Annotated in this window: 22 protein-coding genes; 10 read left to right on the forward strand and 12 right to left on the reverse strand. The window is 67.9% G+C overall.

Annotation, left to right across the window (positions count from 1 at the left end; translation table 11 throughout):
* Positions 1 to 24: 24 nt before the first annotated feature.
* A complete protein-coding gene (gene prsT / locus ASC95_RS11545; RefSeq protein ID WP_057297843.1) occupies positions 25 to 2,811 on the forward strand; it encodes an XrtA/PEP-CTERM system TPR-repeat protein PrsT in 2,787 nt (928 codons plus the stop codon).
* Here the strand turns inward: prsT and ASC95_RS11550 are convergent, their stop codons facing one another.
* Positions 2,812 to 4,089: a D-amino acid dehydrogenase gene (locus tag ASC95_RS11550; RefSeq protein ID WP_057297844.1), complete on the reverse strand. Its 1,278-nt coding sequence runs from the start codon at positions 4,087 to 4,089 to the stop codon at positions 2,812 to 2,814. It lies immediately after the preceding gene.
* A 19-nt stretch (positions 4,090 to 4,108) separates the two neighbouring features.
* Positions 4,109 to 4,747: a LysE/ArgO family amino acid transporter gene (locus ASC95_RS11555; protein ID WP_057297845.1), complete on the reverse strand. Its 639-nt coding sequence runs from the start codon at positions 4,745 to 4,747 to the stop codon at positions 4,109 to 4,111.
* A gap of 73 nt (positions 4,748 to 4,820) precedes the next feature.
* On the opposite strand from ASC95_RS11555, the gene ASC95_RS11560 reads away from it, so the two are divergent.
* Complete coding sequence (locus ASC95_RS11560; protein ID WP_057297846.1) at positions 4,821 to 5,738, forward strand: LysR family transcriptional regulator ArgP; 918 nt, start codon at positions 4,821 to 4,823, stop codon at positions 5,736 to 5,738.
* Here ASC95_RS11560 and ASC95_RS30595 read toward each other — a convergent pair whose 3' ends face one another.
* Entirely contained in the window at positions 5,739 to 5,915 is a 177-nt protein-coding gene (locus ASC95_RS30595; RefSeq protein WP_157256188.1) for a hypothetical protein, read from the reverse strand.
* 297 nt (positions 5,916 to 6,212) lie between these two features.
* Here ASC95_RS30595 and ASC95_RS11565 point away from each other — a divergent pair, with 297 nt between their 5' ends.
* Positions 6,213 to 6,434 carry a hypothetical protein gene (locus ASC95_RS11565; RefSeq protein WP_057297847.1) on the forward strand — a complete coding sequence of 74 codons (222 nt, stop codon included), beginning with the start codon at positions 6,213 to 6,215 and terminating at the stop codon, positions 6,432 to 6,434.
* Here ASC95_RS11565 and pssA read toward each other — a convergent pair.
* The 6 genes from pssA to ASC95_RS11595 form a co-directional block, all read right to left on the reverse strand.
* Complete coding sequence (gene pssA, locus ASC95_RS11570; protein WP_057297848.1) at positions 6,431 to 7,048, reverse strand: CDP-diacylglycerol--serine O-phosphatidyltransferase; 618 nt, start codon at positions 7,046 to 7,048, stop codon at positions 6,431 to 6,433. The genes ASC95_RS11565 and pssA overlap by 4 nt on opposite strands.
* 13 nt (positions 7,049 to 7,061) lie before the next feature.
* On the reverse strand, positions 7,062 to 8,177 hold the full coding sequence (locus ASC95_RS11575) for a nucleotidyltransferase family protein (protein WP_200960126.1): 1,116 nt from the start codon (positions 8,175 to 8,177) through the stop codon (positions 7,062 to 7,064).
* Complete coding sequence (locus ASC95_RS11580; RefSeq protein WP_200960127.1) at positions 8,174 to 9,079, reverse strand: HprK-related kinase A; 906 nt, start codon at positions 9,077 to 9,079, stop codon at positions 8,174 to 8,176. Before ASC95_RS11580 ends, ASC95_RS11575 begins: the two co-directional genes overlap by 4 nt.
* Entirely contained in the window at positions 9,073 to 9,348 is a 276-nt protein-coding gene (locus tag ASC95_RS11585) for a hypothetical protein (protein ID WP_157256191.1), read from the reverse strand. Before ASC95_RS11585 ends, ASC95_RS11580 begins: the two co-directional genes overlap by 7 nt.
* 70 nt (positions 9,349 to 9,418) lie before the next feature.
* Positions 9,419 to 10,156 (reverse strand): hypothetical protein, encoded by a 738-nt coding sequence (locus ASC95_RS11590; protein WP_057297850.1) that lies wholly within the window; start codon positions 10,154 to 10,156, stop codon positions 9,419 to 9,421.
* 178 nt (positions 10,157 to 10,334) lie between these two features.
* Entirely contained in the window at positions 10,335 to 11,204 is an 870-nt protein-coding gene (locus ASC95_RS11595) for a neutral zinc metallopeptidase (protein ID WP_057297851.1), read from the reverse strand.
* A 129-nt stretch (positions 11,205 to 11,333) separates the two neighbouring features.
* Here ASC95_RS11595 and ASC95_RS11600 point away from each other — a divergent pair, with 129 nt between their 5' ends.
* Entirely contained in the window at positions 11,334 to 12,128 is a 795-nt protein-coding gene (locus ASC95_RS11600) for a head GIN domain-containing protein (protein ID WP_057297852.1), read from the forward strand.
* A 24-nt stretch (positions 12,129 to 12,152) separates the two neighbouring features.
* Positions 12,153 to 12,794: a hypothetical protein gene (locus ASC95_RS11605; protein ID WP_057297853.1), complete on the forward strand. Its 642-nt coding sequence runs from the start codon at positions 12,153 to 12,155 to the stop codon at positions 12,792 to 12,794.
* On the opposite strand, the gene ASC95_RS11610 is transcribed toward ASC95_RS11605, so the two are convergent.
* A complete protein-coding gene (locus tag ASC95_RS11610) occupies positions 12,784 to 14,433 on the reverse strand; it encodes an alkaline phosphatase family protein (protein WP_057297854.1) in 1,650 nt (549 codons plus the stop codon). The genes ASC95_RS11605 and ASC95_RS11610 overlap by 11 nt on opposite strands.
* A 62-nt stretch (positions 14,434 to 14,495) precedes the next feature.
* Here ASC95_RS11610 and ASC95_RS11615 point away from each other — a divergent pair, with 62 nt between their 5' ends.
* The 3 genes from ASC95_RS11615 to ASC95_RS29925 all read left to right on the forward strand — a co-directional run bounded on the left by ASC95_RS11615 (position 14,496) and on the right by ASC95_RS29925 (position 17,758).
* On the forward strand, positions 14,496 to 16,667 hold the full coding sequence (locus ASC95_RS11615) for a hypothetical protein (protein ID WP_057297855.1): 2,172 nt from the start codon (positions 14,496 to 14,498) through the stop codon (positions 16,665 to 16,667).
* Entirely contained in the window at positions 16,664 to 17,425 is a 762-nt protein-coding gene (locus tag ASC95_RS11620) for an enoyl-CoA hydratase/isomerase family protein (RefSeq protein WP_057297856.1), read from the forward strand. Before ASC95_RS11615 ends, ASC95_RS11620 begins: the two co-directional genes overlap by 4 nt.
* A 96-nt stretch (positions 17,426 to 17,521) precedes the next feature.
* Positions 17,522 to 17,758, forward strand: a complete 237-nt coding sequence (locus ASC95_RS29925) for a hypothetical protein (protein WP_056266878.1) — start codon at positions 17,522 to 17,524, stop codon at positions 17,756 to 17,758.
* An 83-nt stretch (positions 17,759 to 17,841) separates the two neighbouring features.
* On the opposite strand, the gene ASC95_RS11630 is transcribed toward ASC95_RS29925, so the two are convergent.
* On the reverse strand, positions 17,842 to 18,402 hold the full coding sequence (locus ASC95_RS11630; protein WP_057297858.1) for a thymidine kinase: 561 nt from the start codon (positions 18,400 to 18,402) through the stop codon (positions 17,842 to 17,844).
* A 476-nt stretch (positions 18,403 to 18,878) separates the two neighbouring features.
* On the opposite strand from ASC95_RS11630, the gene ASC95_RS11640 reads away from it, so the two are divergent.
* Both ASC95_RS11640 and ASC95_RS11645 read left to right on the forward strand, forming a co-directional pair.
* Positions 18,879 to 19,355: a MarR family winged helix-turn-helix transcriptional regulator gene (locus ASC95_RS11640; protein WP_057297859.1), complete on the forward strand. Its 477-nt coding sequence runs from the start codon at positions 18,879 to 18,881 to the stop codon at positions 19,353 to 19,355.
* Entirely contained in the window at positions 19,352 to 20,026 is a 675-nt protein-coding gene (locus tag ASC95_RS11645) for a GNAT family N-acetyltransferase (protein ID WP_082567718.1), read from the forward strand. Before ASC95_RS11640 ends, ASC95_RS11645 begins: the two co-directional genes overlap by 4 nt.
* On the opposite strand, the gene ASC95_RS11650 is transcribed toward ASC95_RS11645, so the two are convergent.
* Positions 19,992 to 21,392: an efflux transporter outer membrane subunit gene (locus ASC95_RS11650; protein WP_057298351.1), complete on the reverse strand. Its 1,401-nt coding sequence runs from the start codon at positions 21,390 to 21,392 to the stop codon at positions 19,992 to 19,994. The two genes, ASC95_RS11645 and ASC95_RS11650, sit on opposite strands and share 35 nt — an antisense overlap.
* Between the last annotated feature and the right edge of the window lie 3 nt (positions 21,393 to 21,395).

The following is a 21,395-nucleotide window of genomic DNA, read 5'->3' on the forward strand; positions in this document are numbered from 1 at the left end:
GCGCGCCTGATTTGCGGAGATTCGATGAAGACGCGCCATTTCGCTCCTCTCCTGCTGGCTGCCGCACTGGCGGCCTGCGGCCAACGTTCCGAGCAGGACCTGCTCGCCGCCGCGCAAAAGCGCATGGAGCAGAAGGACGTCGGCGGGGCCGTCATCGAGCTGAAGAATCTGCTGCAGCAGAACCCCGAGAACGCCAAGGCCCGGCATCTGCTGGGCAAGGCGCTGCTGGATGCCGGTGACGTGGCCGGCGCCGAGATCGAGTTGCGGCGGGCCTGGGAGCTGGGTGCGCCGCGCGACGAACTGGCGCCGCTGCTGGCGCAAACGCTGCTGTTGTCCGGCCAGTCGCGCAAGTTGATCGGCGAATTCTCCGACCAGACCCTGGCTGACCCCGTGGCCCAGTCGACGTTGCAGCAATACCTGGCCATGGCCTTCCTGGCGCAGGGCAATGTGACCGAAGCGAAGGCGGCGGCCGGGCGAGCCCTGCAGCTGCAGCCCGAGTCCGAGGACGCCATCATCGTCAGCGCCCGCACCAAGTTGGCTGCCGGCTTCCCCGACGAGGCCCTCGTGGCGCTGGATCAGCTGATCCTGAAGAATCCCAAGGCGGGCAAAGCGCTGCTGCTCAAGGCCGAGGTGCTGCTGGCGCGCGGCAAGATGGATGAGGCGGAGCCGCTGCTGCGCGAAGTGCTGGTGCTGGACCCGAAGTCCTACGACGCGCGTTCGCTGCTGCTGCGCCTGGCCTTCGGGCGCCAGCAGCTCGACGTGGCGACCAAGCTCGTCGATGAGATGCCGCCTGACGTCGCCAAGAAGCCGCAGGGTCGTTTCATGCAGGGCCAGCTCGCGCTGGCCAAGGGCGATGCAGCCAAGGCGAAAGAGCTGGCCGTTCCCCTGCTCAAGGTGATGCCCAACTACCTGCCGCTGTTGCGCCTGGCTTCGGGGGCCCATCAGCAGCTGGGCGAGATTGCCGATGCGGAGAATCTGCTCAACCAGGCCCTCAAGCTCGCGCCTGAAGACCTGGCGCTGCGCCGCCAGTTCGCCGGCCTGCAACTACAGCGGCGCTCGCCCGCCAAGACGCTGGAGACGCTGCGCCCGATGCTCGAAAGCGGCCGCGCCGACGCCGACTCCCTGCTGATGGCCGGCAAGGCCCAGCTGATGCAGGGCAATTTCGAGGCCGCCGACCAGGCCTTCGGTGCCGCTGCCAAGCTGCGCCCTGACGATGCCAAGACCACCGCGGCCCTGGCACTGTCGGCCATCATTCGCGACAGCGCGGCGCCGGGCGGCGCCAGCCGGGCCAAGGCCGACGCGGCCATGAACCAACTGCGCGACATTGCCGCCAAGGACAGCGGCAGCAGTTACGACCTGATGCTCATCAATGCGCTGTTGCGGCGCAATGACCTGCCTGCGGCCCTGGCAGCCCTGGACAGGCTGGCGCCGAAGATGAAGGGCAGCCCGGTGCCGGACGGCCTGCGTGGGCGCATCCACCTCGCGCGCAAGGACACGGCGGCGGCGCAAGCGTCCTTTGAAGCTTCGTTGAAGGCCGACGCCGGTTATCTGCCCGCCGTGCTGGGCCTGGTCACGCTGGACATGCAGGCCAACCGCAGCGAGGCCGCAGTCAAGCGCCTGGAGAGCTTCGTCACGACCCAGCAGCATTCGCCGCAGGCCCGCCTGGCTTTGGCCGACCTGCTGGCTCAGACGCGTGCGCCGGTCGATCGCGTCACCGAGGTACTCGCCGCCGGGGTGCGCGAGGAGCCGACCGAGGCCGCGCTGCGCGTGTCGTTGATCGACCACTACCTGCGCAATGGCGACGTTGCCAAGGCCGCCCAGGCGGCGCAGGAGGCTGCGGCCGCCCTGCCGCTCAACGCCGATCTGCTGGAGCGCCTGGCACGCACCCAGCTGGCGTCCAGCGACAAGGCCCAGGCTGCCAAGACCTACACGCGCCTGACGGTGATGGCGCCCACGCGCGCCCAAGGCTGGCTGGGCCTGGCCCAGCTGCGTTTCATGGAGAAGGACGACGCGGGCGCCGAGCGCGAAGTCAAGCGCGCGCTGGAAGCCGAACCGGCCTCCGTGCCGGCCCAGCGCCTGCTGATCCAGCTCGCCGCCCGCCAGGGCCGAGTCGACGAGGCGCTGACCGCTCTGCGTGAGCGCCAGAAGAAGAATCCGCAAGAGGCCTTTGCGCTGATGGCCGAGGCCGAGATCGAGAGCAATCGCCAGCGCTACGACGTCGCCATCGCGGCCCTGCGCAAGGCCGTCGCCCTGCGCGAGCCGGCCGATGCTGCACCGCGTCTGTTTTCCGTGTTGATGGCGGCCAAGAAGCGTGACGAGGCGCTGGCCTTCGAGACCCAGTGGACGGCTGCCCACCCGCAGGACCAAAGCTTCCCGGCAGCCACGGCCGACATCCTGCTGGCCCGCGGCGAACTCGACCCGGCGCTCGCCCGCTATGAAGCCTTGCTCAAGCGCAACCCTGACGCGCTGCCCATCATCAACAACGTCGCCTGGCTGCGCAGCAAGACCGGCAAGCCCGGTGCGCGCGAACTGGCCGAGCGTGGCCTCAAACTCAACCCGGACTACGCAGCCTTGCGAGACACCTATGCCACCGTGCTGGCCAACGAAAAGGACTTCAGCAAGGCGGTCAGTGCGCAGCGCCAGCTCATCAGCGACCAGCCCGACCAGCCGGCCTATCGGCTCAATCTCGCACAAATCCTGATCCAATCCGGCGACAAGCCGGCCGCCAAGGCCGAGCTGGAGGGCTTGGCCAAGCTGGGAGCGAAGTTCCCGCAGCAGGCGCAGGTCGAGGCGCTGCTGAAGACGCTCTGATCAGACCGAGCCGTAGAAACCGAAAGCCATGTCCGGCTTTCGGCCAGCGATCAACTCGGCCATCGCATGGCCCGAGCCGGCGCCGTGGGTCCAGCCCAGGGTGCCGTGGCCGGCGTTGATCCACAGATTGCGCGCTTTCCTGCTACGGCCGATGTAGGGGATGTTGGTCGGCGTGCTGGGACGCAGGCCGGTCCAGTAGTTGGGCTCGCTGGTGTCGGCCACGCCGGGGAAGAGTTCCTCGTAGCGCTTGACCAGGGCGGCACAGCGCACGCGGGCCGTCGGTGAATCGAGGTTGAGGTCGAAGCCCGACAGCTCGGCCGTGCCGGCGATGCGGATGTGGTCGCCCAGGCGCGAGATGGCGATCTTGCGGGTGTCGTCCAGCAGGCTGACGACGCTGGCGGCCTCGGGCTTCTTCAGCCGCAGCGTGGCCGAGTAGCCCTTGGCGGGATAGATGTTGAGGTGCTCGCCGAGGGGCTGAACCAGGGCCGGCGTGTATGAGCCCATGGCGGCGACGAAGGCATCGGCCTTCAGCGTCTTGCGCTCGCCATTGCGGGTGTGGGCGACCTGAACGGACTCGATGCCGTCGCCGGCGCGCTGCAAGCCGAGGACGTCGTGCTCATAAAGGAATTGCGCGCCGCGTTCGGCGCACAGCCGGGCGAGCTTTTGCGTGAAGACCTTGGCGTCGCCGCTTTCGTCGCTGGGTGTGAAGGTGCCGCCGAAGATGCGGTTGCCGAAGGCCGCCAGCGCCGGCTCGACCTTCAGCACCTCCTCGCGGCCCAGCACGCGGCGGTCCACGCCATGGCGGCGCATGATCTCTGCACCGGCGGCGCCATTGTCGAAGTCGGCCTGGCTGGAGAAGAAATGCAGGATGCCGCGTTCCAGCCGGTCGTATTCGATGCCGGTGCGCGCGACCAGTTCCTTCAACGAGGCGTGCGAGTAGCGGCCCAGTTGCACCAGTTCTTCGACATTGCGCTCGAAGGCGGCGTTCGTGCATTGCAGCAGGAAGGCCAGGCCCCAACGCCACTGGTTGGGGTCCAGGCGCGGGCGGAACAGCAGCGGTGAGTCGTCACGCAGCAGCCATTTAGCCACCTTGAAGGGCGCGCCGGCATTGGCCCAGGGTTCGCAGAAGCTGACCGAGATCTGGGCGCCGTTGGCGAAGCTGGTCTCCAGCGCGGCGTCCGCCTGGCGATCGACGACGATGACCTCATGCCCCTCGTCGAGCAGGTACCAGGCGGTGGCGATGCCGATGATGCCGGCGCCGAGAACGACGATCTTCATGGTTGTCCTTTTTGAGTTTTTAGAGGGGTTGCAGGAGGAGTTGTAAACCCAGGGCGGCCATCAGCACAGCGACAAGAGCGTCGATGACCCGCCAGGTGTGGGCGCTGCGCAACCGCGGCGCCGCCGCTGCTGCGCCGAAACCGAGCAGGCCGAACCACATCGCCGACGCCAGCCCGGCTCCCGCCGCGAAGGCCGCGCGCAGCTCGGCCGGCTGGCGTGCGCCCAGGCCGCCGAGCAGGACGACGGTGTCCAGGTAGACGTGGGGGTTCAGGTATGTGAAGGCGAAAGCGGCCGACAAGGTGGCGCCCAAGCTGGACGCGGCCGTTGCGGCATCCAGCCCGGCGGCGGGGCGCCAGGCGCGCCGGGCGGCGAGCAGCGCGTAAATGAGCAGGAAGGCGGCGCCGCCGAAGCGAAACACTTCCAGCAGCAGCGGCTGACCCTGGACCAGCGCGCCAAGACCAAAGACGCCCAGCGCAATCAGCAGCCAGTCCGACAGCGTGCAGACCGCGACGACGGCGCCGACATGTTCTCGCTTCAGGCCTTGGCGCAGCACCAGTGCGTTCTGTGCACCGATGGCCAGGATGAGGCCGGCGCCCATCGCCCAGCCTTGGGCGAACACGGCAGGCGCGGTTGCAGAGGCCAGGTCGGAGGCGGGCATCGGCGGATTTTCTGCACCAGCCGGCAATTCAAGAAGTGTCATTCATATTCTTAGCCATATATTAGAAGTGCTTATGAACGACTTCGATCACGCTGCGCTGGACTGCTTGGCTGCCCTCGCCGACGAGCAGGGTTTCGAGCGTGCTGCGCAGCGCCTGTCGATCACGCAGAGCGCCGTGTCGCAACGCTTGCGTTCGCTGGAGGCTCAGGTCGGCCAGCCGCTGGTGGTGCGCTCGCGGCCGCTGCGGCTGACGGAGGCCGGCAAGGTGCTGCTGCGCTTTGCTCGCCAGTTGCAGGCGCTGCGCGTGGATGTGGCACGAGAACTGGGCGAGCGCGTCGCGCCGCAATCGCGCCTGGCCATCGCCGTCAACGCCGACAGCCTGGCGACCTGGGTGCCGCCAGCCTTGGACGCGCTTGTGCAACGGGGCCTGCGTGAAGGGTATGGGCTGGAGCTCGTCGTCGACGACCAGGACTTCACCCACGACAGCCTGCGCCAGGGCGCGGTGCTCGGCTGCATGTCCACGGTGGCCGAGGCGCTGCAGGGCTGCCGGGTGCAGGCCCTGGGCGTCATGCGCTATGTGGCGGTGGCCAGCCCGGGTTTCCTGGCAGGCCAGTTGCAGGGTGATCCGATTCAGGGCTTGCACGCCGGCAACTTCGCCGACACCCCGTTCCTCGTCTTCAACCGCAAGGACGACACGCAGGTGCAATGGGTGTCACAGGCCTTTGGCGTGCGCGCACCGAGACTGCGCGAACGCTTCGTGCCGTCCAGCGAGGCCTATGTGCGCGCCGCCGCCATGGGTTGGGGCGTGGGCGTGGCGCCCGAGATCCAGGTTCGGCCCCTCGTCGAGGCGGGTCAACTGGTTGTGCTCAAGCCGGAGGTCGGTATCGACGTGGCGCTGTACTGGCACCAATGGCAATTGCAGGGACGGGGCGCCCTGCTGGACCAGATCGGCCAGGCCCTGGCGGATGGCGCCAGGCTGGCCCTGGGCTGATCAAGGTGTGGCAATCACCGGTGCCGAGGCAGCGGCGGCTGCCGGTACTGCGACCTGGGCGAGCATCAAGCTGGCGCCGCCCTGCTCGGGATGGATGACGTGGGCCATCCATAGCGTGCTCGCGAGCACGGCAGCAATCAGGCCGCTGGCGACCCATTTCAACAGTTCTGAACTCATGCAGTCAGCCGGGGGGGCTCGGAAGGGTGGCAGCTTAAGCGCCGAAGCCTGCGAACCTATCCTGAGCTCTAGGGAGACGCAGAAAAGAATTGCAAAAGCGCAACGCTCCCCTTGGATCGGGGGCATCGGCCCACAGGCCCCATCGCTACTGGGAAAAACAGGGGTTGCGCCTGTGCGGTAATGCCTGGCCAGGCAATATTTACTCACAGATGAGGGGTTCGTTTGTCACATGAATCCCGCACACTGGCTTCGCGGTGCTGATGTTGTTGTTGGCCCGTCAAGCCAATGAGGTCTGCCATGCGATTCGTTCCAGCGCTGCGCTTCTTCCGCCGAAACGTCGCTGCGCGCAGCGAGCCGGATCCCGCCGACCTCGGCACGGCCTTCGGCCTGGACGCCTGCCTGGACGGCGTTGGCGTCAGCGAATATCGCAGCCAGCCGCCCAGTGATTTCCTCGAATCCCAATCGTCCGTCGCGGTTCAGGAATCGCCGCTGAGCTGGTTGTCGCGCCGAACGGCTTAAAGTTTCGGAATCCGGATCCGGCTCACCATCAACGAGCCGGACAACGCGAACATCAGCACCAGCGGGTGCAACTTGAAGCCCGCCAGCCACCAGACGCCACCCCATAGCGCGTCACCGATGGCCCCCTGAGCCGTGGCCACCCACAGCACAGCCACAAGCAGCATGGACGTCGGGATCGGCGTGCCCTCGAAATACGCCACCTTGTCCGAGCCTGCGCTGAGCTTTTCCGCCGTCACGTTGTAGCGCGCCAGCCGGCTGACGCCGCAGGCAACGAAGAACACCAACACGACGCGGTCATACAGCCCCTGCATGCCACAGCCGTAGGCGATCGCTGCGGGTGCGACGCCGAAGGAGATCACGTCGGCCAGGGAATCCAGCTCGCGGCCGAGCGCAGAGCTCTTCTGGCGCCAGCGCGCAATACGGCCGTCCAGCACGTCGAAAGCCAGCGCCAGCGGAATCAGCGCGCAGGCGTATTGCAGATGATGGCGCTCGCCGGTCTGCAGGAAGCTCATCACGGCGAACAGGGCGCCCATGCCGGCGCAGGCATTGCCGAGGGTGAACCAATCGGCGAGATGGAACTCGCGGATCATCGAAAAGGGCTTGGGTTTTTCCATCAGGGCCTCCTTCTCAACGCTGCTCCAGCGGGTCGATGTCGTCGCGCCGGGACGGCCTGGCAGGAGGGCGGCTGACCGCTTTGACGACGAGATGAGGCACGAGCAGGTGCATTGGCATGCGAAGGTAATGGCTGCGAACGAATAGCGCAAACTCGGCAACGCGCGTGCCCGGGGCCATCGAGCCGCGGTGGGCGCTGGTCAGGGCCCGCCTCAGCAAGCCCTGCATCAGCCAGCGCAGCACAGGGCCCGGGCGGGCAGGGCAGCGTTCCAGCACATCGTCCGGGACGGGCGTGTGCAGATAGCGTCGGCACAGGCAAAGGGCATAGAACAGCGGCCGACCCAGCGACAAGGCCGCAGCGCGGGCCAGCAAGGTGTTCCAGAAGCTCGGCTCGGTGGCATGGCGGCGCAGCAGGCTGTCGAGATCGCTGAGGTCGCGCAGGCCGTGCCCCCATTCGCCCTCATGCATCAGGTGCGTCGCGCTGTGCAGGATCTGGTCCGGTGCCGACGGCAGGCTGAAACGCGGGAATTCGGTGACCGGCTGGGCGGCCGCCAGAAGCGGTGCGCTGTGGGTTTTGATGCGCGCCGTCAATGGCAGGATGTTGTGGTGCAGGTCCAGGTTGGTCTGGCGGCGCAGGTGCATCAGCGGCGGCAGCTCGTGCATCCATTGCCGGTAGTAGCGTTCATCGTAGGCGGTTCCCGCAGCACTGGCCCAGCCCCCGAGCATCAACGCCGCCTCCGCTTCATCGAGCTGCTCGCGCGGCACCAGGATGTCGATGTCCGAGAACAGCCGGCCCGGCGCCGGGGGTAGGTCGCCAGCGACATAGGCAGCGCCCTTGAGCAGCATCACAGGGCCGGGAAGGCTCGCCAGATCGCGGGACAGCAGCACCAGCTCCCAGCGCACGGCGCGCCGCTGTTCCTGGGAAACGGCCAGCAGCGCGCGCATCTGGCGCCGCACGGGCAAGGGCAGTGAGGGCTCGACGCCCGCCTCCCGGGCCAGCGCGCCCAGCCGGGCCAGCAAGCCGGCCGACACGGCCTGTCTCAGCAGCAGGTCCCAGGTCGCTTCGCCATGGAAAGCCATGAAAGCCGGCTCGCGCAGCGAGCGCAGCAGCGATTCCCATGCCGGCGTCATGACTTCAGCCCGCCAAGCGTGGCCAGCCCTTCCGCCAGGTCGCAGTAGCAGAAATCCCAGCACCTGCACGAATCGATCAACGCTGCCGTCAGCTCGAAACCCACCCGGCCCAGCATGCTGTAGTTGAACGCATGGCCGGCCAGCCGCTCGAAGGCCTGGGCCTTGGGCACCGGCGTCAGCTGCGTCGACGCGCCGGCGCGCCAACGGGGAAAGATCAGCTGCGTCGGGCGCGCCTGTTGCTGCTGACCGGTCATGCTGGCGACCGACGCGCGCAAATGGGAAACCGTGCCCTTGTGCGTGTCGCGGGCGGGCTCACCCAAGACGGCCTGCGGGGAGAAGCCGCGGATGATGTCGATGGACTGATTCTTCAAGCTGACCGGACGGGCCAGCGGCGCGACCTGCCCGTCGTCGCGGTCGACCATGGCCATCTCGTCAGAGAGCAGCCGCCAGCCCGACAGCATCAGCGCAGCCGTCAGCGTGCTTTTGCCGGCGCCGGGGTCACCGGGCATGACGAGGCATTGGCCGTCTTTCTCGAGTACCGCCGCATGGAAGAGCAGATAGTGATTCGCTTGGCTGGCCAGACACCAGTTCATGCCCCATTCCAGCAGTGCAAAGGCGTGGTTGGCCGGCAGCGGCAAAAAGGGGCTGTGCTGATCCAGCCGGAATTCCACCTGCGCGCCAAGCCAGCGGCGTAGCCCGGTGACCGGCTGCACATGCACGTGGAAGTCGGCAATGCCGCCCTCCGGTTCCAGCTCGAAATCCGCGTACAGCGTTGCCAGGCCCGCCGCCACGGGCGGGCAACTGCTGTGGATGCGGTAGGAGAAGGGGCCGGTCCTGAGCGTCAAGCCGTCGTGCAGCCGTTGCCCAAGCTCTGCCGGCGCCAGCATGCCCAGCGTCAGCATCGCTGGACCAACAACAGCTGTTCGAGCTGTTGCAGCACATCGGCGGTCATTTCCGAATCGGCATCCATCAGTGCAGCGAGTTCATCGAACCCCGCGGGCGGCTGCTCGGCGAGGCGTCGCAGGGCGGGCACCAGCCAGGCGGCGAGGCGATGGGTGTCGTTGGACAGCGCGTGATGCACGAGGCAATCGTCACCCCAGACCCGGATCGACAGATCGGCTCCGTAAGTGAGCGCCCATCGAGGCGTTGGCACTGGATCGGTGGTGGTCACGGAGTGGCTGCAAAAAGACTTCGGGCGTCGCTACGGACGCCCGAAGTGTCACACCGGCGGTGCCGGCCGCTCAGGAGTACAGGCTCTGGAAGTAAGCCATGACCTGATTGGCGTCCCAGGAGACTGTCGTATTGACCTGGTACTTGCCCCCCGCAGGGCAGACGGCGTTGAACATCTTGATGGCCTGGGCGACTGTGATCGGGTAATCGGTGCCGACGCTCAGCGCGTTCAGGATGGTCGCCACGGTGGCGCGGCCCAGCGCATAGATCATCGTGTCGTTCAAGCCGCCGGGCGCATTCAGCACCTGCAGCAGGGTGGCCTTGCTCGTGCACAACCCGAATGCCGAATCGCGAAGGCCATAGACATTGCAGGCCGAGGACTCGGCCTTGTAGCGGAAGGCGTCCATCAGCGTCTGGCCACCGCTGATGAAGCCGCCGAAGACGGTGCCCTTGTTGCCGCCGAAGCTGCAGCTTGCCGCGGGCAGATTGCCCTTCAGTGTGCCGGCCGGCCAGGTAGCTGCGTTCTTCCAGTAGCCGGGCGATTTGCCAAGGAGCTTGCAATCCACCTTGCCAGGCCGCGGCGATGCATTGCCGGACATCTGGCCCGACACGGTGCAGTTGTAGGCCTGGCTCGCCAGCGCCGGTTTGCTCAACAGGCTGCCCAGCACGACCGGCGTGGCCGCGCCCGCTTGGGCGAACCGTCGACGAGACGCGTTCATCCGGGTCGCGGCCGGCCGACTGGCGGACGCATCGACGGAGGCCGGCACTTTGGGTGTCGACTGCGGGTCGTTGATTTGGCGTTCGCTCATGACAGTGTGCCTCGTGGGTCCGTTTTTGGGTTGCACCAGACTAGGGCACAACTCGCTCTGAATATCAGAGCGGGCCGATGCTAATAGGGGGCTCGGCGGTTTGGACGGAAGTGTTTCACACAAAGCCTTTTGAGGGTCATCTGGCGCCCCCTTGATTGGGTGGGCCTGAATCAGGGACTTAAAGGGCGGCTGACGAAAACGTGTCACATGCCTTCAGATCGCCTGCTTCCAGGCCGCGCTTGAACCAGCGAACACGCTGGGCGCTGCTGCCGTGGGTGAAGCTTTCGGGCACGACGGAGCCCCGGGAGCGCTTTTGCAGGGTGTCGTCGCCGATCTGGGAGGCCGCGTTCAGCGCCTCCTCGACGTCGCCTTGCTCCAGCCAGCCTTTGCTGCGTTGCGACAAATTCGCCCAGACGCCGGCAAAGCAGTCCGCCTGCAGTTCCAGCCTGACGCTCATGGCGTTTGCTTCGCGCTCGGAGACGCGGCCGCGGGCGCTGTCCAGCTTCTCGGTTGTGCCCATCAGGTTCTGCAGATGGTGGCCCACCTCGTGGGCGATGACATAGGCCTGGGCGAAGTCGCCCGGCGCGCCCAGGCGCTGGCGCAGGGTGTCGTAGAAGCCCAGGTCGATATAGACCTTGCGGTCGGCAGGACAGTAGAACGGTCCCATGGCGGCCTCGCCGGCACCGCATCCCGTGGGCCAGCGGTCGCGGAAGATGACGAGCTTGGGAGCAGGGTATTGCTGGCCCGAGCGTTGAAAGTACGCGCCCCAGACGTCTTCGGTATCGGCCAGCACCCGGCTGACAAATACGGCGCCGGGGTCTTTCGGGTGCTCGGCGGGCGCACTGGACTGCACCGCCGGTGCACCGCCGCCACCGTCCAGCAATCCCAGCACCGTGAGCGGGTTGATGCCAAAGGCCCAGGAGGCCAGCAGCGCGACGACGATGCCACCCAGCCCGATGCCTCTGCCACCGATCGGCAGGCCGCCGCCGCCCCTGCTGCCCCGCACGTCCTCGACGTTCTCGCTTTCGCGCTGGCCATCCATCTTCATGCCGACTCTCCTGCAGATCGCCTCATCCTACGGCCCATGCCCGCGGAAATGCAGTCCGTCGCCCAACGCGGGCGCCGCATCGGCGTGTCGGACAGACTGCCTTTATCCGCCTGAACCGGGAGCCCTCCAATGAAACGACTCGTCCTGCCGATCCTGTTCGCCGCCCTTTGTGGCATAGCCTGTGCCGGCGAAAACGACTGGCATCTGCGCATCAAGAAGGAGTCCGACGGCTGGACGGCCCATTTCAGCGGCCCCATCGACTACGGCAGCGGCAAGAACCGCATCAAGGGCTCGGGCGTCAAAGTCGAGAAGGCGCGTGCCCTCGGCAGCTTCAGCAAGCTGCGCATCGATGGCCCCTTCGACGTCACGCTGACCCAGGCCGGCAGCGACCAGGCCACGGTGGTTGCCGACGACAACATCGAGCCGCTGGTGGAGACGGTCGTTGAGGGCGACGCCCTGGTGGTGCGCATGAAGCGCGACGCCGGCTTCACGACGCGCGCCGCGCCGCTCGTGCGTGTCGACGCCCGGGCCCTGCAGTCCATCGCCATCAATGGCTCGGGCGATCTGGCCGTGGAGCGCTTCAAGGCCGACAGCCTCAACCTGAACGTGATCGGCTCGGGGGACGTGCATTTCGGTCTCGTCGAGCTGAAGGACCTGAGCGTCAGCATCAGCGGCTCGGGCGATGTGCGCCTGGCCGGCCGGGCGGACCAGCAGAGCTGGACGGTCAGCGGTTCGGGCGATGTCGACGCGCGCGCCCTCGCCGGCCGCGCAGCCCGAGTCAACATCAATGGCTCGGGCGATGTATCCGTCGGGGTGATGGAACAGCTGGACGTCCAACTGAGCGGTTCCGGCGACCTGAGCTATGCCGGGCGGCCGCAGTTGCGCCAAAGCGTCAGCGGCTCCGGCGAGATCCACCGCCGCTGACCATTGACGGCCCAGAATCGGGCCGTGAATGAAGACGAACTCTGGTGGCAAACGCTGGCCGATGGCCCGCTGCTGCTGGCCCTGTTTGATGCGGGCGAATGCCTGCGCCAAGCCAATGCGTCCTACCGCCAGGCCTGGGGGCTGGCTGCGGATTCATCGCCTGGCTGGCTCGAGATGGTCGAGGCCGCCCAGCGGGCCGGCGTCGGCCCGGTCGACGTGCCGGAGCGCCGCGGCCGCATGGTGCAGCGGGGCTATGAGCAGGCCTGGCGCGATGGCCGGCGCCTGTGGTGGGTCGAGCAGCGCACGCCAGAAGGCGGCCTGGCGCTGACAGGCGTGGACATCAGTGCGCTGGCGGGGCCGCGGCCTTTGACGGGTCAGTTGCTGTCGGCTCAGGCTGGCCGCGAACTGCTGCAGGCTCTGCTGGCCGACCCGCGCGCCTGGCCCTTGTCCGTGGCGACGTTGGCACCCGAGGCCGATCCGGCCGAGCTGCTGGCGCGCACCCGTGGCGAGGATGGCTGCATGCGCCTGGACGACGGGCGGCTGCTCGTCATGCTGCCGTCCACTGGGCCAGCCCAGGCCGCGGCGCTGGGCGAGCGCCTCGGGGCATTGACGCTCACCGAGGCCATCTGGGGCGAATCGGCAGCGGCACTGATCGTCAGGGCTTGAGCTTCAGGTCCCGGCCTTGAGCCTGGGCCGGCGCGGGCAAGCCGGCGATGGCGGCCAGCGTGGGCGCCAGATCGGCAATTTCGACGCGTTCTTTCACCTCGCCCTGGCCGACATAGCCCGGGCCCCAGAACAGCAGGGGCACATGGGTGTCGTAGTCGTAAGGGCTGCCGTGCGTGCTGCCACCAGGCCGGTAGCTGAAGATCCAGTTGCGCTTCAGCACGATCTGCAACTGCGCGGCGCGCGTTGGATCGAAGGATTTGCGCATGGCTTCCAGGTAGGGCGTGGTGCGGTCGTCACCCAGCAGCTGCTCGCGGGTGAAGACCGCGGCCACGCCGGGCAACTGCAGCAGTTCCTCGCGGGCAGCGGCCTGGACGTCAGCAAACTTCAGGCCCTTGTCGGCTGCCAGCTTCTCGTTCAGCAGCAAGCCGGAGGCGGAGAAGTCGCGCGCCAGCCTGTCGACACCAAAGCGTGCCGACAGGGCCGTATTGACGACAGCCAGCGATGGGGCGCTGTTGAAGCGGCCGGCGTCGCGACCCTGGGTGGCTGCCCATTCCGGCGTGTCGGTGAAACCGTGGTCGGCCGTCAGTGCGAGCACGTAGTTGCCGGCGCCCACTTCCTTGTCGAGAAACTGGAAGAAAGCCTGCAGATGGCGGTCCAGATGCAGCGTGTGGTCGTGCGACAGCCGCGATTCGGGGCCGAAGGCGTGGTTGATGTAGTCGTGGCTGGACAGGCTGACGGACAGGATGTCCTGCACGCCGCGCTGGCCGAGCTTCTCGTTCGTGACCGCCGCGCGCGCGAAGGCCAGCGTCAGCTCATCGCCAAAGGGCGAGGCCAGCAGGCCGCCATAAAAGCGCGGGCCAGGGCCGTCCATCTTGTCGCCAATGACGGTCGGCAGCTTGTTGCCGTTGCCGCTGGCGATCTGCCAGGACTGGCCGTCCGGCACCGAGCGGGCGTAGGCGGCCTCCGGCAGCAACGGGGCCCAGGTCTTCTTGAAGAAGGCATCCGCCGGCTTGGTGGCGTTGAAGTCCGTCACCCATAGCGGATGGGCCTGCATGTAGTAAGTGCTGGAGGCGAAACGGCCCGTCTCCGTCATGTACATATAGGCCGTGCCCTTGTGGCCCGCGGGCAGGATGGCGCCGCGGTCCTTGCCCGAGATGCCGATGACCTTGGACGCCGGCGTGCGCGTGCGCAGCACATCGCCCAGGGTTTCGACCTTCAGATTGCGCGGACTGGTGCCTGACAGCGGCGCGGTGGGGTTGTCGATGTATTGGTAGTCCGGGTCGCCGGTGTTGTAGACCGGCTCGCCGGTTGCTGGATTGCGCCATTCGTTGCTGATGATGCCGCTGCGCTGCGGATAAGCACCGGAGAGCATCACCGAGTGTCCGGCCGCCGTGACCGTGTGGCCATGGCCGTAGTGGGCCTGCGAGAACCAGCGTCCGTGGTCAAGAAAGCGGGCGAAGCCGTCGGGCGCGAGTTGATCTCGGTAGCCCGTCACCTGCCTCATGGGCAGCCCGTCGATGACGACCAGAACGAGCAGCCTTGGCTTTTGCGGCACCGAGGCAGGCGGTGCCATCGTCGTGCAGGCGGACAGGGCGGTGGCGAGGGCCAGGCTCAGCAGGCGGCGGCGAGTGTGCAACATGACGTTTGTGTGACAGTGAGTTCGCGAGCTTACGTCGTCACAATGTCTGGCTTGTAAATGCCATGGCCGAGCCGGACGCCTTCGACCCTACACACGCGCTGGACGGCTGGCGCCCGCCCGCTCCTGCCCCCATCTCGCTGCAGGATCTGACGCTCGGCGCGTTGCCACGGAGCGACGGCGATGGGCAAGGTAGGGCGCCGCGACTCCCTCTCGTCAGGGCTGAAACCGTTGCCTTCGATCCCACGCATCTGCTGGACGGCTGGCGCCCGCCCGCGCCGGCGCCCTTGGACCTGGAGCTCAAGTCACTGGTGCGCGCCGGCCGCAGCGGGCCCGACGAGGCCAAGAAGGCGCGATTGAAGGCGCGCGGCTACGAGATGCTGGACGTCGAAGACATCGAGTTGCCGGAGGCGCCGGCGCCGCGCGTCGTCGTCGCGCGGCTGGTTCGGGAAGCCACGCCCGCGCCACCGCTCGCCGAGGCCGAGTCCGTGGCGCCGCCTGTGAGCGAGGTGCCGCCCGCGCCGCCACCCGAGGCAGCCGATGTGGAGCCGCCGCCCGAGGCGTCGTGGCCTCTCTTCACGGCCGAAGCACAGGTCCTTGAAGAGGCGTCGGCGCCCACCGAGCCCGACGCTGTCGACTCGCCTGAAGCGCCGCCTCTCACCGCCGAAGCAGCATGGCTTGATCTCCGGTTCGAGCCGCCTCAGACCGTTGAGGACGGTGGAGCCTTGGCGGAGCCTCCGCCCGCAACCGCGGGCATGCATGAGGGCGAAGCGGTCGAAGTGGCGCCGCCGGACGCGGACGCCGCCGCGGTGCCGGTCGATCTGACACGACCGGTTCAAAACGCCGAAGTGCCTGCCGGGCCGGCACCCGGCGACGCGCTCATGGCAGATGTCGAAGTGCCGGAAGCGCCCGAAGCGTTTGCGCCGGAGCCAACGCCGTTCGTCGAAATCGTCGAGTCGATCAACGAGCCGCAGCCCATCGTTGCGCAGGCGCCTGAGTCGTCGATCGCGCCGCTGCCGCCAGAGCCGGTGCTCGCCGAGGGTGCTGATCCGCTCGGGAATCCGGCACCCTCTGCCGTCGAAGCGCCCGAAGCGCCCGAAGCGCCCGAAGCGGTCATGCCGGAGCTTGAGCCGTCGCCGGTCTACCCGCAGCCAGGGCCGATCATGGAAGTCGTCGAATTGATCGACGAGCCGCTGCAGCCCGCTGCCGCGCAAGCGCTTGAGTCGTCGAGCGCATCGCTGCCCACGGCGCCTGCCCTTGTGAAGAAAGTTGAGCTGCTCGAAATTCCGCCACTTACCGCCGTCGAAGCGGTGGTGTCGGAGCCAGAGCCGGAGCCGGAGTCGCCGGTGGTCGAGTTCGTACCCGAACCGCTCATCGAACCCGTCGAGCCGCCCGACGAACCGCTGGAGCCCGCTGTCGCGCAAATGCCCGAACCGCCGTCCGCGCCGCTGCCGCCCACGCCCGCCGTCGCGCAAGACGCCGGGCCGCTCGACACGCCGCCGGTTGCCGTCGAACCGCCGGAACTGGATTTCCGCGCGCTGCCCCCGCCGGCGCCCCCGGATCCGCGGGCGCTTTTCGACGACATCAGGCTGACCCAGGTGCCGCCGCCCCCTGCCGTCGTCGAAGCGCCGGTGCTGGACTTCCGGGCTCCGCCGCCATCGCCCCAGCCGGACCCCCAGCAGGTCATCGACGAGATCGAGATGCCCAAGGTGTTGGCTCTGCCCACGGCCATCGAGGCGCCGGTGCTGGACATGCAGGCCCTTGCCTCGCGCAGCGAGCCCAGCCCACGGCTGGTTGCCGAGTGGCAGCCGCAGGCCTGGACGGTGTTGGCGCAGCACGTGGCCGATGCCAGTACCGAGGTGTCGCGGACGGCGCATGGCCTGCACGTTGTAAACCATGCAGCGCAGTGGCTCTGCGCCCTGTGGCCGCCCCAGGACAAGCGGCCGGCACTGCTGGCACGCTGGCCGGAGATGGCCGCTCTCGTCGGTGCGGCAACGAGGGCCGAGGCCTTGGAGTCCTTGCTGGAGGCACTGCCCGACGAGGCGAAGTTGTGGCTGGGCGAGCTGGAGGCGGACTGGGGGCTGGTGGCGGAACTGGTGCTGCATCAGGACACCGGTCTGCGGCCCGCTCAAATCCGGGCCCTGCGCGACTTGGCTGAAGCGGAGCGCAACGCGAGCCTGGCACGCCTGAACGCGGGCTACCAGTCCCAGGGCCGTGTCGCCCGGCGCAAGCCATGACGAGCGGTCAGGCGCCGTTGTTGGAGGTGACCGATGGCGTCGCGCGCATCACGCTGCGCCGGCCGCGCCAAGCCAATCGCCTGGCTGTGGACGACCTCGACACCCTCCGCGGCTTCATTGAGGCAGTGAATGAGAACGATGCCGTGCGCGTGCTGATCCTGACCGGCGAAGGCAGGCATTTCTGCAGCGGTTTCGACCTCGGCGCCCTGGGCGCCATTGATGCGGGCGCGCGCTTCGGCGAACTGGCCGATGCGCTGGAAGCGGCGCGGCCCATCACGATTGCGCGCCTGCATGGCGGTGTTTATGGTGGCGCGGCCGATCTGGCCCTGGCCTGCGATTTCCGCCTCGGCGCGCCGGCCGTCGAGATGTTCGTGCCGGCGGCGCGCATCGGCCTGCACTTCTATGCCGGCGGCCTGCAGCGCTTCGTCAACCGCCTTGGGCTCGCGACGGCCAAGCAGGTGCTGCTGGCGGGGCGCACGCTGGACGCCGGCGCCCTGCTTGGCTGTGGCTATCTGGATCAATTGCTGCCCGACGCCGCGACGCTGGATGCCGCGCTGCAGGCGCTCACCGACGAACTGCTGCGCATGGCGCCGCTGGCGCTGTTGCCGATGAAGCAGCATCTGAACGCGATCGCCGCCGGGCGGCTCGACGGGAAACAGCTGGCAGCCGACATCGTCAGGGCGCGCTATTCGGCCGATCTGGCCGAGGGTCAGGCGGCCTGGGCGGGCAAAAGACCAGCGCGATTCAAGGGGGGTTGAAAGCCCTAGGCCGGGGCTTTCGCCACATCGTGGAAAATACGGGGCCTGCGCGCCTGCCTGGCGCCCCTCTTTCACACACTCTTCGACAGGACCAGCGTGGCCAAAGAAACCACCAAGACCACCATCGAAGCGGATGGTCTGCGCTACCGCTCCAAAGCTCCCGGTTCGCCGTTCGCGGCAACCTCGTCTTTCGGCGCAGCAACGATGTCTTGCTTCCTTTGCGGCAAGCACCGCCCCCGAGCCATGCTCAAGTCCAAGAAGCTGTTGGGCAAGTCGCAGCCCGTCTGCTCGCCTTCTTGCAAGGAACTCGATGCGCAAATAGCGGCCAAATAGGGCTGCCAACCCTCGCCCCGTGTGAGGGCCATGAACGACCCAGCGCCGCCACGGCCTTGACCGCCGTGGCGGCGCTTTTGCATTCAGCCTTGGCGAAAGCATCGGCCGCAGACGGACCGATAGCGCGCATTGCCGCCGATCTCGACCTGGGCGCCCTCGGTGACCTTGCGGTTGTTGGCGTCCACGCGCATGTTCATCGTCGCCTTGCGGCCGCAGTCGCAGATGGTCTTCATCTCGTCCATCTCGTCGGCCAGCGCCAGCAACGTGGCCGAACCGGGGAAGAGCTCACCCTGGAAATCCGTGCGCAGGCCGTAGCAGATGGCCGGCAGGTTGCGCAGATGTGCGAGCTCGTGCAATTGCTGCACCTGGTGCTTGGACAGGAACTGCGCCTCGTCGATGAGCAGACAAGCGATGCCTGGCGTTTCATCAACCAGGGCCAGGAAATCGGTGTTTTCGTCGAACTGCTCGGCCTCACGCTTGGGGCCGAGGCGCGACGTGACGAAGCCGTGCCCGTAGCGGTCGTCCAGGCGGGCCGTGAAGATGCGTACCCGGTGGCCGCGCTCCTCGTAGTTGTGCGCCACCTGCAGCAGTGCGGTGGATTTGCCGGCATTCATTGCGGCGTAGCGGAAAAAAAGCTTGGCCATGTCGTCTTCTGGAGCGGAGCGGCATTGTCCTCGTTGCCTCACCCCGCGGATCGGGGTAGGGAAAGCCCGCGCTTTGGTCACTTTGGTGGCAGCAACCGCGGGCTTGCGAGATGGCGCTGTCATCTTCGGCGTGCGTCAATTCACGCTTCGTCCCGACCTGTCTGAAGAATGAGCAAAGACACCGTCACCGCGGTCCGCCAGGATGGCTTGCGTTACCAGTCGAAAATCGGCGGTTCGCCCTTCCTTGGAAGCGGCCACACCCGCTCCTGCTTCAAATGCGGCAAGCACCGTGCGCCGGCCAGCTTGCAGTCCATCCGACTGCTCGGCCGCAACGAGGTGGTCTGCAAGCCCAACTGCAAGGCTGAGCCCTAAGGGCCTTCGCCGGCTGGGTGCGGTTGGTCGCACCCGCACCCGCCATTGACGGCGCTCGATTCGTTGCATAGCATGATATGCATATCGGTTGAGCGGGATGCGCCATGGTCGAAGATGTCGTCAGGGAACTGGGCCACCTGAGCCTGGGCACCCGCCTCAAGCGCATCGGCGAAACGTTGCAGGCGCAGACCCAGGCCGTGCTGGTGGCTCATGGCTTCGAGCAGCCGGCCGCATGGTTTCCGCTGCTGGCGGCGCTGGACCGGCTGGGCCCGTTGAGCGTCGGTGAGCTGAGCCAGGCCGTGGGCGTCAGCCAGCCGGTAGTCACGAGATCGCTGAAGGGCCTGGAGGACGAAGGCCTGGTCAGCTCGGAGGCTTCCGAATCCGACCGGCGCGTGCGTCGCATCGGCCTCAGCGGCAAGGGGCAGGCGCTGGTGGAGGGCTCCCAGGGCGCAGCTTGGCCCGCCATCGAGGCGGCCGTCGCTCAGGCCTGTGCGGGTTTGGAAGGCGATCTGCTGGCCCAGCTCGGGGCGCTGGAAGACGCGCTGATCGAAGCACCGCTGCTGCAGCGGGTGCCATCATGAGCGAACTCGACCGCCCCGTCTGGGCGAGCCTGCAGCACCAGCTTCATTGGGGCGTCGGCGACGGGCGAGCGCGGCGCTTCAAGGCCGACATCAACCGCTTTGCCGCGACGCCAGACGAAGGCGCCGACAACCTGTGCGCGCTCGCCGCCCTCGTGCAGCCCGGCGATGACGCCGTTTTTCTCGCACAGGTGCCGCCTATCGTCGTGCCACCGGGCCTGATCGCGGTGAAGGAAGCGCTGGGTGTGCAAATGGTGGCGACGCAAGCCTTGGCGCCAGGCGAAGATTTGCAAGTCCTCGGCGATGCCGATGCCGCCGAGATGCTGGCCCTGGCCACGTTGACGGAACCCGGACCCTTCCTGCCGCGAACCCACACCATGGGCCGCTTCATCGGCATCCGCATCGACGGGCGGCTGGCGGCGATGGCTGGCGAGCGCATGCGCTTTCCTGGCTATGTCGAAGTCAGTGGCGTCTGCACCCACCCCGATTTCCGCGGCCGTGGCCTGGCGCGCCGGCTGTCGGCCGCGGTGACGGCCGACATCCAGCGTCGCGGCGAGCAGGCCTTCCTGCACGCCTGGACGGCCAACACCGCCGCGATTGCGCTCTACGAAAGCCTGGGCTTCGTCACGCGCGCCATGGTCAATATCGCGGTGTTGAAGCGTCGGCCATCTTGACCGGCGCCTCGCTCCAGCCGCCACCCAAAGCGCGGATCAGCCCGACCGTCGCCTGGTACTGGGCCGAGCGCACCTGCAGCGCGGCACGCTTGTTGGCGAGCTCGCTGCGGCGTGCGTCCAGCAGTTCCAGCTGGCTGACCAGGCCGTTGCGGTAGCGCGTGTCCGACAGCTTCAGCGCCTGGCCGGCCGCGTTGACCGCGCGCGCATTGGCCTCGCCCTGCTGCTGCAGCAGCGTCAAAGCACCGAGCTGGTCTTCGACGTCCTTCAGCGCCAGCAGGAACTGCTCACGGAAGGCGATCGCCGAGCCGTCGAGCTGCGCCTTGGCCGCGTTCACACCAGCCTCGCGGCGGCCACCGTCGAAGATGGGCAGTGCGGCGAGCAGGCCGACGCCCCAGGTGCTGGCGCCGCTCTTGAGCAGGTTGGATAGCTCGCTGGACACACCACCGCCCTGGGCCGTCAGCGCCAGGCTCGGCCACCACGCGGCCTGGGCGACGCCGACGCGGGCCCGGGCGGCCTGAAGCTGGCTGCGTGCGGCAGCCAGGTCGGGGCGGCGTTGCAGCAGCTCGCTGGGCAGGCCGGCGGGCACCGTGGGCAGGGCAGTGGCCCACGCGGTGGGCGTGAGTCTGAAGTTGGAGGCCGGTTCGCCCAGCAGCACGGCCAGCGCCGTTTCCAGCTCCAGGCGGCGGCGGTCCAGGGCCAGCGCCTCGGCCTCGTTGGCGGCCAGCTCGGCGCGCACGCGAGCCAGGTCCAGGTCGGCGACGTCGCCAGCGCGGGCGCGTTTCTCGGTCAACGACAGCGTCTCGCCATAGGCCGCAACGGTGCCCCTGACGATCTCGCGCTCGGCATCCAGCGCACGCAGCGCCAGGTAGCCGCGGGCGACATTGGCCTGCACCAGCAGGCGGGCATCGGCCAGCAGCTGTTCGCGGGCGAGCACGTCCAGCGCGCTGGCATTGCGTTCGTGCAGCAGGCGGCCGCCCAGGTCCAGTTCATAGGCCAGGTTCAGGCCGGCGTTGTATTGCGTGACGCCTCGCGCGCCGGGGTCGGCAGCGCGGCCGGCACCGGCGGCGACGCCGAGCTGCGGCAGACGCGCCGCCTCGGTGCTGCCCAGTGCCGCACGCGCCTGCGCCAGGCGGTTGGCCGCGGCTTGCACGCTGGTGTTGGCCGCCATCGCACGGCCGACGAGGTCGTCCAGCACCGGGTCGGCAAAGGGCTGCCACCAGCTGGCGGTCAGCGCAGGTGCGTCGTTCGCAACCTGGGCCTTGTAGGCGGCGGGCGCCTGCGGCAGCTGGGACGGGTCGACCGTGCCGACCGACGCGCAGCCGGCCAGCAGCAGCGCTGCAAAAAGTGGGGTCAGGTTCAATTTCATGAT

This window comes from Pelomonas sp. Root1217 (genome assembly GCF_001425705.1).
Classification (GTDB): Bacteria; Pseudomonadota; Gammaproteobacteria; order Burkholderiales; family Burkholderiaceae_C; genus Pelomonas.